Consider the following 12,703-nt stretch of genomic DNA (forward strand, 5'->3'; position numbering starts at 1 on the left):
TAAGGCGCATATTAGCGCGTATAAGCCTGTTGTCCATACAGATACGGAATGACATGCTGAACGATAAGCGCACACATGGTCTCTGGGAAACCACCGCCCCCGCGGCGCCGGCAACAGCCACGCTGAGCGGAGATGTGCGCACGCAAGTCTGCATCATCGGTGGTGGCTATACAGGTAATTCGGCGGCGCTGCATCTGGCGAAAAAGGGCGTAGCCTCAATCGTTCTGGAAGCGAAAGAGATCGGTTTTGGCGGTGCGGGCCGCAATGTCGGGCTGGTCAATGCCGGCATGTGGGTCATGCCCGATGAACTGCCGAACGTGCTGGGTGAGGTCCATGGCGACCGCCTGCTGAAACTGCTCGGCGATGCCCCTTCGGCCGTGTTCGATATCGTCGAGTCTTACGGCATCGCGTGCCAGTTGCAGAAGCACGGCACCCTGCATTGCGGCGTCGGCCAGGCGGGTCTCGAAGAACTGCAACAGCGTGAAAAGCAATGGCAGTCGCGTGGTGCGCCGGTGCGACTGTTATCGGCGGAAGAGACCGCGCAAAAGGTTGGCTCCCGCGCCTACAGCGGCGCCCTGCTCGATCTGCGCGCCGGCACCATCCAGCCGCTGGCCTATGTGCGCGGACTGGCCAAGGCGGCGCAGACGGAAGGCGCCACGCTTTATACCGGCTCGCCCGCGCTGGAGGTCATTCCGGCCGGTACGCAATGGCAGGTAAAAACGCCGCAAGGCTCGGTCACAGCCGATTGGGTGATCATGGCCACCGACGCCTATACGCAAGGCCCTTGGGAGATCATTCGGCGCGAACAGGTTCACCTGCCCTACTTTAATTTCGCCACCGAACCCCTGAGCCATAATGTGCGCGCCACAATCCTGCCCGGCCATGAAGGCGTGTGGGATACCAAGGAAGTGCTGTCCTCTTTCCGCATGGATGTGCACGGCCGCCTGATCTTCGGCAGCGTCGGTGCACTGAACGGTGTCGGTCATGGCATCCATCGCGGCTGGGCCCTGCGCGCCCTGCACAAGATTTTCCCGCAAGTGGGCGATGTCAAATTCGAAGCGGAATGGTACGGCCAGATCGGCATGACCGATGATAACCTGCCGCGTTTCCATAAATTTGCGCCGAACGTCATCGGAATCAGCGGTTATAATGGCCGCGGCATCGCGCCGGGCACGGTCATGGGCCGCACCCTGGCCGAACTGATCGCCGGTGAAAAGTCCGAAGCCGATCTGCCCCTGCCCGTCACCGCTCCGCGCGATGCAAAGCTGCGGGCGCTGAAAGAAGTATTTTACGAGGTCGGCGCACAAGCGGCGCACCTCACGGATTCGAGATTCTAGCCATGACAACCCTGTGCGTGACCTTAACCCCACCCGGCCTTTCAGGCCACCCTCCCCTGAAATCAGGGGAGGTTCTTTCCTTTAGAATCCCCCCTGATTTCAGGGGGGAAACCGGCGAAGCCGGAGGGGGGTTAATTTCAGGCCGAGACAATAAAGGAACGCAACCATGATCACCGAAACCACACGCTTTGCCGAAGATGTCTCTTCGCTTCTGACAACCCTCGGCGTCGACGCCAAAACCTATACCGGTGGCACCCTGGCCGTCACCTCGCCGGTCACCGGCGATGTCATCGCCAAGGTTGTCGAGACCTCGACCGCCGACGCCACGAAGGCCATTGATGCGGCGCACAAGGCGTTCCTCGACTGGCGCGTCATCCCCGCCCCGAAGCGCGGCGAACTGGTCCGTCTGCTCGGTGAAGAACTGCGCGCACACAAGGCCGAACTCGGCAAGCTGGTCTCCATCGAAGTCGGCAAGGTGACCTCGGAAGGTCTCGGAGAAGTGCAGGAAATGATCGACATCTGCGATTTCGCCGTTGGTCTGTCGCGTCAATTGTACGGCCTGACCATCGCCACCGAACGTAGCAGCCACCGCATGATGGAAACCTGGCAGCCGCTTGGCGTCGTCGGCATCATCTCGGCCTTCAACTTTCCCGTCGCCGTCTGGGCCTGGAACGCGGCGCTTGCGCTGGTTTGCGGCGACTCGATCGTCTGGAAGCCGTCGGAAAAGTCGCCCCTCACCGGCCTGGCCACCCATGCGCTTTTTGAACGCGCCCTCAAGGCCTACGTCAACGCCGGCTACGATGCCCCTGAAGGCCTGTCGGCCCTGATCATCGGCGCCCGCGAAATCGGCGAAGTGCTGGTCGAACATGAAAAGGTCGCCCTGATCTCTGCCACCGGCTCCACCGCCATGGGCCGCGCCGTCGGTCCGAAACTGGCCGCCCGCTTTGCGCGTTCTATCCTCGAACTGGGTGGCAACAACGCCGCCATCGTTTCGCCGACCGCCGATCTCGACCTGACCTTACGCGGCGTCGCTTTTTCCGCCATGGGCACGGCCGGCCAGCGCTGCACGACGCTCCGCCGCCTGTTCGTTCACGACAGCATTTATGACACCTTGGTGCCGCGCCTTAAAAAGGCCTATGCCTCGGTCAAGATCGGCAACCCTATGGAAGATGGCGTGCTCGTTGGTCCGCTGATCGACAAATTGGCTTTTGATGGCTTTGAAAAGGCCCTGAACGAAGCCAAGACCGCCGGCGGCGTGGTCACCGGCGGTGAGCGCGTTACCGTCAGCGGCGACAACAGCTATTATGTCCGCCCCGCCATCGTCGAAATGTCGAAGCATGAAGGTCCGGTGCTGCGCGAAACCTTCGCGCCCATCCTCTACATCCTGCGTTATTCGGATGTGAAGGACGCCATCGCCATGCAAAACGATGTCGGCGCCGGCCTGTCCTCTTCCATCTTCACCAACGATATCCGCGAAGCAGAACTCTTCATGTCGGCGGCCGGGTCTGATTGCGGTATCGCCAACGTCAATATCGGCACATCCGGCGCTGAAATCGGCGGCGCCTTCGGTGGCGAAAAGGAAACCGGCGGCGGCCGTGAATCGGGTTCCGACGCCTGGCGCGCCTATATGCGCCGCACCACCAACACCATCAATTTCGGCAGCTCGCTGCCGCTGGCTCAGGGCGTGGTGTTTGATGTCTGATTTTGCCTGGAAAGATCCGTTCCTCCTCACCGAGCAACTAACGGACGATGAGCGGATGATCATGGAAGCGGCGCACGACTATGCGCAAGGTTCCCTGATGCCGCGCGTGCTGAAAGCCTATGGCGAGGAATATACCGACCGCGCCATTTTCAACGAGATGGGCGAACTCGGTCTTCTCGGCGCGACGCTGCCTGAACAATATGGTGGCGCCGGTGCGTCCTATGTCGCCTATGGCCTGGTGGCGCGTGAAGTCGAGCGCGTTGATTCCGGCTATCGCTCGATGATGAGCGTGCAGTCGTCGCTGGTCATGTACCCGATCTATGCCTATGGCAGCGAAGCGCAGCGCATGAAGTATCTGCCCAAGCTGGCTTCCGGCGAATGGGTTGGCTGTTTCGGCCTGACCGAGCCCGACGCCGGCTCCGATCCCGGCGCCATGACCACCCGCGCGGAGAAGATTGATGGCGGTTACCGCCTGACCGGCGCCAAGATGTGGATTTCCAACTCGCCGATCGCCGATGTGTTTGTGGTGTGGGCCAAACTCGATGGCGTCATCCGCGGCTTTGTGCTGGAAAAGGGCCTGAAGGGCCTGAGCGCCCCGAAGATTCATGGCAAGCTGTCGCTGCGTGCCTCCATCACCGGCGAGATCGTCATGGATGGTGTCGAAGTCGGTGAAGACGCCCTGTTGCCTAACGTGTCGGGCCTCAAGGGACCATTCGGCTGCCTCAATCGCGCCCGTTACGGCATTGCCTGGGGCGTGATGGGCGCCGCCGAGGACTGCTGGCACCGCGCCCGCCAGTACGGCCTTGACCGCAAACAGTTCGGCAAGCCACTGGCGCAGATGCAGCTTTTCCAGAAGAAACTGGCCGATATGCAGACCGAAATCACGCTGGGCCTGCAAGCGGCTTTGCGCGTCGGGCAACTGTTCGACGCCGGCCAGATGCAGCCGGAAATGATCTCGCTGATCAAGCGCAACAACTGCGGCAAGGCGCTCGATATCGCCCGTCAGGCGCGTGACATGCACGGCGGTAACGGCATCCACGAGGAATACCACGTCATGCGCCACGCGCAGAACCTGGAGTCGGTCAATACCTACGAAGGTACGCATGACGTCCATGCCCTGATCCTTGGCCGGGCACAGACCGGATTGCAGGCGTTTTATTGATGAGTAAAAGCAAGACACCCCACCACCACGCCTTTCAGGCGCGGTCCCCCTCCCCGGTAAAACCGGGGAGGTATAAGACACTCCTTTTATACCTCCCCAACTTGTTGGGGAGGGGGACCATGAGCGTAGCGAAATGGTGGTGGGGTATCTTGCTTTCTTCGAGTCAAACCGCATGAAACCTCTTTCTGGTCTCAAAGTTCTCGAACTCGCCCGCATTCTGGCCGGCCCGTGGTGCGGGCAGATGCTCGCCGATCTGGGGGCGCAAGTGATCAAGATCGAGCGGCCGGAGATCGGAGACGACACCCGCACCTGGGGGCCGCCGTTCATGACAGACGCCGCCGGCAATTCATGGGGCGCGGCCTATTTTCACGCCACCAATCGCGGCAAATCCTCGGTCGCCATCGCCTTTGAAACGCCGGAAGGCCAGGCCGCCATTCGTGCGCTGGCCGCCGAGGCCGATATCCTGATCGAGAACTTCAAGGTCGGTGGCCTGAAGAAATACGGCCTGGATTACGACAGTCTCAAAGCCGTCAATCCGCGCCTGATCTACGCCTCAATCACCGGCTTTGGCCAGACCGGCCCCTATGCCACCCGCGCCGGTTACGACTACATCATCCAGGGCATGAGCGGCCTGATGGACATTACCGGCGAACCGGACCGCGAGCCACAGAAGGTCGGGGTGGCCGTCGTCGATATCTTTACCGGCGTCTATACCGCGACGGCGATTCTGGCCGCCGTCCATGGCCGCGCCGCCACGGGTGAAGGCTGCCATATCGATATGTCGCTGTTCGACACCGCCACGGCTATACTCGCCAATCAGGCCAGCAACTACCTTGTCTCCGGTAGGTCACCGACGCGCCTCGGCAATGCCCATCCCAATATCGCCCCCTATCAGGTGTTTCAGGTGTCGGATGGCCATATCATCGTCGCGGTCGGCAATGACGGCCAGTTCCAGAAGTTCTGTATAGCGCTTGGTGCTAACGATATCGCTGCCCATCCGGACTACGCCACCAATGCCCTGCGTGTCGCCCGCCGCACGGATTTGCAATCCGCTGTGCAACCTTACCTGATGCAAAAGACCCGTGCCGAATGGCTGGCGGCGTTTGAGGCCGCCGGTGTCCCCGCCGGACCGATCAATCGCATCGAGGACGTATTCAGCGATCCGCAGATTATCCATCGCGGTATGCGGCTCGAATTGACCGCCGCCGATGGCTCGAAAGTCGCCGGGGTCGCCTCGCCCATCGTTATCAATGGCGAACGCATGTCTGCTCTCTCTCCCTCCCCCATGCTCGGTACCGGGCAAGCGCAATGGACTTCCAAATGACCTCACGCACTGGCGGCCAAATTCTTGTCGATCAACTATTGATTCAGGGCGTCGATCGCGTCACCTGCGTGCCCGGTGAAAGCTATCTGGCGGCGCTCGACGCCATGCACGACGCCGATATCGACGTGCTGATCTGCCGCCATGAAGGCGGCGCCTCCATCATGGCCGAAGCCTATGGCAAGCTGACCGCCCGCCCCGGTGTCTGCTTCGTCACCCGCGGCCCCGGCGCCACTAATGCCGCCCACGGCATCCATATCGCCCAGCACGACTCGACGCCAATGATCCTGTTTATCGGCCAGGTCGAGCGTGCCATGCGCGGCCGCGGCGCCTTCCAGGAGATGGATTATGAAGCGTTTTTCGGCAGTACGGCCAAGTGGGTGGTCGAGATCACCGATGCAAAGCGCATTCCGGAAATCGTCGCCCGCGCCTTTCGCGTCGCCATGCAGGGTCGCCCCGGCCCGGTGGTTATCTCCCTGCCAGAAGACGTGCTGACCGATATGGCAGACGTAACCGATGCGCCGGTGCTTAGCTTCGCCAAGCCGGAACTGTCCATCGAAGTGTTCCAGCAATTCGATGCCTTGCTGACCACCGCCAAACGCCCGTTAATCATCCTGGGCGGCAGCAACTGGAGCTATGACGGCTGCGAGGCGATCATCGATTTCGCCACCCGCTTCCAGATTCCGGTCGCCACCGAATTCCGCCGCTCAGCGCTGTTCCCGGCCGATCATCCGTCATACGCCGGCGACCTCGGTTTCGGTCCGAATCCCAAGCTGGCCAAGCGCGTCAGGGATGCCGACCTGCTGATCCTGTTAGGCGCCCGCATGGCCGAGGTGCCGTCCTCAAGCTATACCCTGATCGATATTCCGCAACCGGCGCAAAAACTGGTTCACGTCTTCCCCGACACCGGCGAGATCGGCAAGGTATATCAGCCGGATCTCGGCATCGTCTGCGCGCCTGACGCCTTCGCGCAGTCCCTCTCCTACCTGAAGACGCCCGATCGCGTCATCTGGCAGGAAGAAACGCAAAACGCCCATATGGACTTCCTGATGTGGACCACTACGCCGGCGAAGATCCCCGGCGATTTCCAGTACGGCGAGGTCATGGTGTGGCTGCGCGAAAACCTGCCCGCCGATACCATCACCTGCAACGGTGCCGGCAATTACGCTATCTGGCTGCATCGCTACTGGCGCTATACCCAGCCCCGCACCCAGATTGCGCCCACCTCTGGCAGCGTCGGCTACAGCGTGCCAGCCGGCGTCATGGCCAAGCGCCAGTGCCCGGACAAGACCGTGGTCGTCTTCGCCGGCGACGGCTGCTTCCTGATGCACGGCAACGAGTTCGCCACCGCCGTGCAGTATGATATCCCGGTCATCATTCTGGTGATCGATAACGGCATGTACGGCACCATCCGTATGCACCAGGAAAAGAATTATCCGCACCGTGTCGTTGGCACCGATCTGAAAAACCCGGATTTCAAAGTCTACGCCGAAGCCTTTGGCGGCCACGGCGAAACCGTGCGCACCACGGCCGAATTCGCTCCGGCCTTCCAGCGCGCCCAGGCTTCCGGCAAGCCGGCCATTATCCATTGCTTTATCGACCCACAGGCCATCACGCCAGCGAAGACACTCGATCAGGTGGCGCGCGGCGAATAAAAATCACAGCGCCAAGGTGTCGCGGAAATAATCGATGGTGCGCGCCAGGCCCTTATCCAGTCCAATAGCCGGTTGCCAGTCAAGCACCGCCTTCGCCAGCGCGATATCCGGCTGGCGTTGACGCGGATCGTCCGCCGGCAGAGAGTGGTTGACCAATTCGCTTTTGGCGCCCGTTAGCGAGATGACCTTTTCGGCCAGTTCGCGCATGGTGAACTCGACCGGATTGCCGATATTGATCGGTCCGGTCACGTCATCCGGGCTGTCCATCAGGCGGATCATGCCGTCGATCAGGTCATCGACATAGCAGAAACTGCGCGTCTGCTCACCGGAGCCGTAAAGCGTGATCGGTTCGCCTTTCAGGGCCTGAACGATGAAGTTTGAGACCACCCGGCCGTCATTCGGGTGCATTCGCGGGCCGTAGGTGTTGAAGATACGCATGACCTTGATCTTCAGTTTGTGCTGGCGATAGTAGTCGAAAAACAGCGTTTCGGCGCAACGCTTGCCCTCGTCATAACAGGCGCGCGGCCCCTGCACATTAACGCGTCCCCAATAGTCCTCGGTCTGCGGATGAACTTCCGGATCGCCGTAAATTTCGCTGGTCGAGGCCTGGAGAATTTTCGCCTTGGTGCGCTTGGCCAGGCCCAGCATATTGATGGCGCCGATGACGCTGGTCTTGGTCGTCTGGACCGGATCGAACTGATAATGTACTGGCGAGGCCGGACAGGCTAGATTGTAGATCTCGTCGACCTCGACGTAGAGCGGGAAGGTAATGTCGTGACGCAGGAGTTCAAAATAGGGGTTGCCCATCAGGTGGGCGATGTTGCGGCGCTGGCCGGTAAAGAAGTTATCGACGCAGACCACATCGTCACCGCGCGCCAGCAGGCGTTCGCACAGGTGCGAGCCGAGGAATCCCGCCCCGCCGGTGACCAGTATCTTTTTCACGGCGCTCCCCTTCATCACTCTTTACATACCCTGCGGGTTGCCACGAGTCGCCGCCTTTGACAAAAGGTTAACGCCGTCTACGCTCTGAGGCGTAACGAATCAGGAAAATGACATGCCGGATACCGCACATATCACGCCCGCCGCCTACAGCATGAGCGTCATGGAACTGATCCAGTCGGCGGAGAGCCTGAAAGCCGGTGGTCATGGCGCGGCGGCGGTGGCGCTGTACGAAACCTTCGTGGCGCAGAACCCCGACCACCCCCTGCTCTACGCCCTCCTGTTTAACCTCGGCGTCATCCTGACCGACACCCGCGACCTCAGCCGGGCGCGCGAGGTCATGGAACGTGCGTTGGAGGTCAATCCGGACTTCCACAGCGTCTATATCAATCTCGGCCGCATCTATGAAGGTCTGGGCAATAACGCCAAGGCCGTCATTACCTGGAACAGCCTGGCCGGACGGCTCGACCAACTCACCGGCTCGGCGCTGAAGCACAAGACGATGGCGCTCAACCAGGCCGCCCGCGTGCTGGAAGGCGCGCAACAGGACGAGCCGGCCGAAACCGCCCTGCGCATCAGCCTGGAGATCGATCCGCACCAGCGCGAGGCCATGCAGCACTTCATCGCCCTGCGCCAGCGCCAATGCGCCTGGCCGGTGGTCATCCCGTTCGAGAACATAACGCGCGAACACCTGCTGACCGGCATTTCGCCGTTGTCTATCGACGCCTATACCGACGACCCCATCTTCCAGCTGGCCTTGAGCTATCATTATAATCTAAAGGATGTCGGCGTGCCCGCCGGCGACATCATCACCAACCACTGGTCGGCGAAAAATGCCCCAAAAGGCAAGCCGATCCGCATTGGCTACCTGTCGTCCGACCTGCGCGAACATGCTATCGGCCATCTGATGTATGAGGTGCTGGGCCTGCACGATCGTTCGAAGGTCGAGGTCTTCGCCTATTATTGCGGCATCCAGACCAATGATCCGATCCATAATCACTACAAGGACACTTCGGATCATTTCATCGACATCACCGGCATGGATGATGCCACCGCCGCGCGCCGCATTGCCGACGATGGCATCCAGATCCTGATCGATGTAAACGGCTATACCCGCGACGGCCGCACCAAGCTGCTGGCCCTGCGCCCGGCGCCGGTCATCGTTAACTGGCTGGGCTTCCCCGGTTCGCTCGGGAGCCCCTACCATCACTATATCGTCGCCGACGACTGGATCATCCCCAAAGGCGACGAAATCTACTATTCCGAAGCCGTCACCCGCCTGCCCTGTTACCAGCCGAACAACCGCCTGCGCATCGTCGCCGAAGAGGTGCCGACCCGCGCCGAGGCCGGCCTCCCGGAAGACGCCTTCGTCTATTGCTGTTTCAACGGCACACACAAGATCACACGCTTCACCTTCGATCGCTGGCTGGAAATCCTGGCCCGCGTGCCCGACAGCGTGCTGTGGCTGCTCTCCGGCGCCGAAGCCTCGCACGGCCGGCTGAAAGCCTATGCCGAGGCCAAGGGAATCGATCCGGCGCGCATCGTCTTTGCCGACAAGAAGGCCAATCCGCACCATCTGGCACGCTACCAACTGGCCGACCTGTTCCTCGACACCACGCCCTACGGCGCTCACACCACCTGCTCGGACGCCCTGTGGATGGGCGTACCGGTGCTGACGCTTTCGGGGCGCACCTTTGCCTCACGCGTCTGCGGCTCACTGGTAAAGGCCGCCGGCCTGCCCGATGAGCTGGTCTGCACCAGGGCCGAGGACTATATCGACCGCGCCGTGGCGCTTGGCCGCGGCAATGGCGACCTCAAGGCCTGGCGCGAGCACCTGCTGGCCAATCGCCTGACCAGCACCCTGTTCGATACTTCGAAGCTTGTGACACATCTGGAGACGCTTTACGCCGATATGTGGCAGGCCTGCCTGGACGACCAACTGCCCCAGCCTGACCTGACCAATCTCGATACCTATTTCGAAATGGGCCTGCTGCACGACCACGAAGCGGTCGAGGTCCAGACCATAGCGGACTATAAAGGCTTCTGGCGGGAAAAGCTGGCCAGGCGTCACGCCTACCGGCCGGTGGCTTATGATCAGCGCCTATGGAAGAAGCCGGAGTAGGCAGCGTCATCACTTCCGATTTAATTGTCTCCGCGTAGTACACCTGTTATGAGTGCCTGATGTCATTTTTGAGAGTCGGCCTTTGAACGCGATCCGATCCCACCGGGCAAATCTGTAGTGGCAGACACATGGCGCGCCTCTCCCTCCCTGGTCGATTTGGGATGGACTGACTTTTTTGCCGATCAATGGCTTTCAACCGAAGAACACTTCGCGCCTCAACGCATTGCCGAGGTCCATCGCGCCCGCCTGAGCGCCATATCCCCGGCCGGCACAGCGAGGCTCGTCCTGCCTCACGGCGCAAACACCGGACAGTATGCCGTCGGTGACTGGGTTCTCGTCGAGCCTGAAACGCACGTGTTACACCGCCGCCTCGACCGCAGCACGCTGCTGCAACGTCATATCGAGGGCAAGGGCCTGCCTCAGCTTGCGGCGGCCAATGTCGACACCCTGTTCATCGTCACGTCGTGTAATGCCGATTTCAATCCCGCCCGGCTTGAGCGCTACCTGGCGATGGCCAATGAAGCCGGCACCGCGCCGGTGATTGTGCTGACCAAGGCCGATACCGTTTCCGACGCGCTAGAATACCAGCGCCAGGCCAGCGCCTTGCAGCGCGACGTGCCGGTCGTGACGCTGAATGCCCGGTCCGCGGACGCCGCACAGGCCTTGGAGCCGTGGTGTCAGCCCTGCCAAACCGTCGCGCTGGCCGGTTCCTCCGGCGTCGGGAAATCCACACTGGTGAATACCCTGGCCGGTTCGGAACAGATGGCGCCGCAGGAGACGGGCGGCATCCGCGAGCATGATGCGAAGGGCCGTCACACCACGACCGCCCGGTCCCTCCATGCAATTTCGGGCGGTGGCTGGATAATCGACACGCCAGGGATGCGCAATCTGCATGTGGGGAATGTCGCCTACGGTATCGACACCCTGTTTGCCGAGATCACTGAACTGGCGCCCCTGTGCAAATTCCGCGATTGCACCCATGCGCACGAACCGGGTTGCGCCGTCCGGGCCGCCGTCGCTGCCGGATCGTTACCCGAAGACCGCCTGACCCGCTGGCGAAAACTGCTCGAAGAGAATATCAGCAATACCCCCGTGCAAACCGGGCCGCGCGGTAACAGAACGACATTTGGCAAATCCAGGTGAGCGCAGGCCTGTAAGCGGCCAGTATCGCATCTCTACCGCACAAACAAAAACAGCACCCGAAGGTGCTGAATTATTGCGATCGTTGAATGGCGCACTCTAAGCCGTTTATAGCGAACGCAGAAGACGCCTGGTTAAAGACTAAACTATTCGAGAACCTAGCCGACTGGAGCCATATCCTCAAAGGTTCTTGTCTGGAGTTAGAACCTCCAGCAAATACGGAAAATGCTGCGCTGCCACAGTCCGAAATCGCCCGCCGAATGGGGGAGAAGCCAGCCGATCTGCCAGTCTCGATCCGCCTGTCTTTTCAGGATAGCGCCACGTTTGAGGTTACTGCCGGGGAAGTTACCTCGGTGGCTTCGTCGGTCTTCCCCCCCAATAACGATAATAGCTCGCCGCCGCCGGCGCGGCTTCTTCACCAAGCCTTTGAACATCTGTTAGCTGATAATGGACCACGACATGGTCCTCATGATCGCCAGTTTCTCAATCACCCGCAATGTCGCCGCTTTCACGATGGTGGGCCTCCTCTGGCCGCTTGACGAAGATCCGGGGAGCCAGCCTCTGACGGGCGAGACACGGCGCATATGGATCAGCCTCCTCCTCACCCGTGACATCGCCGGCGCGATAGCCAACCTCGAAGGTCAGTCCCTGGCGCATGCCTCCGTCCTTCACGACCTTGTCAAAGAGGGAAATGCCCGCGCGCTCGAAGCCGGTCCTGTCGAATTTGCATTCGTTTGAGGCAGTTGGTTGACGGCCAGGGCTCAGCCGGCCCCATCATAAACACGCATGACGATAGTAACGTCAGCAACCATTGCCACAGTCACTTCCAAATCATAATACATTGTTTGCATTATAAAAACTGTCAGAGTGGGGTTTCAAAAATAAAACTATAAGTATTTCAGTGATGTAATATGTTACTGGTGATTGCTTGATGTTTTCATATTTACATCGCGCCTACATTGTGAAACCTATTCGACACAACGAGGTATTTATGTTTGACGGGGCCCAACTATATCGCAATGAAGCGCTTGACGCGTCCCGCGATCGGCTAGGCGATCCGGCGAACCTGTTTGGCCTTAAGAGCTGGGCAGTCCCGGCCTTTATGACGACCCTGCTCGTCTCCGTGACGGTGTTCATTTCGACCGCGCACTACGCTCGCAAGGAAGCCGTATCGGGCGCCATTGCCCCGGCCGACGGCGTGGAGCGCGCGGCGGCTATCCGCGCCGGCATCGTCAAGCAAGTTTTCGTCGTCAATGGGCAGCATGTCCGTTAGGGCCAGCCGCTGTTCCTCGTCTCGTACAATCAGGCGCTTGAGGGCGGCGGTG

Annotated in this window: 10 protein-coding genes; 9 read left to right on the forward strand and 1 reads right to left on the reverse strand. The window is 60.6% G+C overall.

The features are described 5' to 3' along the window. Positions 1-53 precede the first annotated feature (53 nt). The 5 genes from VL130_RS02305 (at position 54) to VL130_RS02325 (ending at position 7,177) form a co-directional block, all read left to right on the forward strand. Positions 54-1,337: an FAD-binding oxidoreductase gene (locus VL130_RS02305; protein WP_325360720.1), complete on the forward strand. Its 1,284-nt coding sequence runs from the start codon at positions 54-56 to the stop codon at positions 1,335-1,337. Between the two features lie 166 nt (positions 1,338-1,503). Further along, complete coding sequence (locus VL130_RS02310; RefSeq protein WP_325360721.1) at positions 1,504-3,039, forward strand: aldehyde dehydrogenase family protein; 1,536 nt, start codon at positions 1,504-1,506, stop codon at positions 3,037-3,039. Beyond that, positions 3,032-4,201 (forward strand): acyl-CoA dehydrogenase, encoded by a 1,170-nt coding sequence (locus tag VL130_RS02315; protein ID WP_325360722.1) that lies wholly within the window; start codon positions 3,032-3,034, stop codon positions 4,199-4,201. The genes VL130_RS02310 and VL130_RS02315 overlap by 8 nt, the downstream gene beginning before the upstream one ends. A gap of 172 nt (positions 4,202-4,373) precedes the next feature. Further along, the gene (locus VL130_RS02320; RefSeq protein WP_325360724.1) at positions 4,374-5,525 is read left to right on the forward strand and encodes a CaiB/BaiF CoA-transferase family protein; all 1,152 of its coding nucleotides are present in this window, start codon (positions 4,374-4,376) and stop codon (positions 5,523-5,525) included. Then, positions 5,522-7,177 carry a thiamine pyrophosphate-binding protein gene (locus tag VL130_RS02325; RefSeq protein WP_325360726.1) on the forward strand — a complete coding sequence of 552 codons (1,656 nt, stop codon included), beginning with the start codon at positions 5,522-5,524 and terminating at the stop codon, positions 7,175-7,177. Before VL130_RS02320 ends, VL130_RS02325 begins: the two co-directional genes overlap by 4 nt. A gap of 3 nt (positions 7,178-7,180) precedes the next feature. Here the strand turns inward: VL130_RS02325 and VL130_RS02330 are convergent, their stop codons facing one another. Continuing rightward, on the reverse strand, positions 7,181-8,134 hold the full coding sequence (locus VL130_RS02330) for a UDP-glucuronic acid decarboxylase family protein (protein WP_325361101.1): 954 nt from the start codon (positions 8,132-8,134) through the stop codon (positions 7,181-7,183). Positions 8,135-8,231: 97 nt separating this feature from the next. Here VL130_RS02330 and VL130_RS02335 point away from each other — a divergent pair, with 97 nt between their 5' ends. From VL130_RS02335 to VL130_RS02350, 4 genes are all read left to right on the forward strand, one after another. After that, a complete protein-coding gene (locus VL130_RS02335) occupies positions 8,232-10,238 on the forward strand; it encodes a tetratricopeptide repeat protein (RefSeq protein WP_325360728.1) in 2,007 nt (668 codons plus the stop codon). A 117-nt stretch (positions 10,239-10,355) separates the two neighbouring features. After that, positions 10,356-11,381 carry a ribosome small subunit-dependent GTPase A gene (rsgA, locus tag VL130_RS02340; RefSeq protein WP_325360731.1) on the forward strand — a complete coding sequence of 342 codons (1,026 nt, stop codon included), beginning with the start codon at positions 10,356-10,358 and terminating at the stop codon, positions 11,379-11,381. A 456-nt stretch (positions 11,382-11,837) separates the two neighbouring features. After that, a complete protein-coding gene (locus tag VL130_RS02345; RefSeq protein ID WP_325360734.1) occupies positions 11,838-12,116 on the forward strand; it encodes a hypothetical protein in 279 nt (92 codons plus the stop codon). Positions 12,117-12,369: 253 nt separating this feature from the next. Then, on the forward strand, positions 12,370-12,651 hold the full coding sequence (locus VL130_RS02350; RefSeq protein WP_325360738.1) for a hypothetical protein: 282 nt from the start codon (positions 12,370-12,372) through the stop codon (positions 12,649-12,651). Positions 12,652-12,703: the final 52 nt, after the last annotated feature.

The organism is Asticcacaulis sp., from assembly GCF_035497195.1.
In the GTDB taxonomy this organism is placed as follows: Bacteria; Pseudomonadota; Alphaproteobacteria; order Caulobacterales; family Caulobacteraceae; genus Asticcacaulis.

What these genes read in the sequence shown, in the direction of transcription:
- VL130_RS02320 (WP_325360724.1), top strand. Translation starts at nt 4,374, where the DNA reads ATGAAACCTCTTTCTGGTCTCAAAGTTCTCGAACTCGCCCGCATTCTG.
- VL130_RS02325 (WP_325360726.1), top strand. Translation starts at nt 5,522, where the DNA reads ATGACCTCACGCACTGGCGGCCAAATTCTTGTCGATCAACTATTGATT.
- VL130_RS02310 (WP_325360721.1), top strand. Translation starts at nt 1,504, where the DNA reads ATGATCACCGAAACCACACGCTTTGCCGAAGATGTCTCTTCGCTTCTG.
- VL130_RS02315 (WP_325360722.1), top strand. Translation starts at nt 3,032, where the DNA reads ATGTCTGATTTTGCCTGGAAAGATCCGTTCCTCCTCACCGAGCAACTA.
- VL130_RS02350 (WP_325360738.1), top strand. Translation starts at nt 12,370, where the DNA reads ATGTTTGACGGGGCCCAACTATATCGCAATGAAGCGCTTGACGCGTCC.
- VL130_RS02335 (WP_325360728.1), top strand. Translation starts at nt 8,232, where the DNA reads ATGCCGGATACCGCACATATCACGCCCGCCGCCTACAGCATGAGCGTC.
- VL130_RS02345 (WP_325360734.1), top strand. Translation starts at nt 11,838, where the DNA reads ATGGTCCTCATGATCGCCAGTTTCTCAATCACCCGCAATGTCGCCGCT.
- VL130_RS02305 (WP_325360720.1), top strand. Translation starts at nt 54, where the DNA reads ATGCTGAACGATAAGCGCACACATGGTCTCTGGGAAACCACCGCCCCC.
- VL130_RS02330 (WP_325361101.1), bottom strand. Translation starts at nt 8,134, where the DNA reads ATGAAGGGGAGCGCCGTGAAAAAGATACTGGTCACCGGCGGGGCGGGA.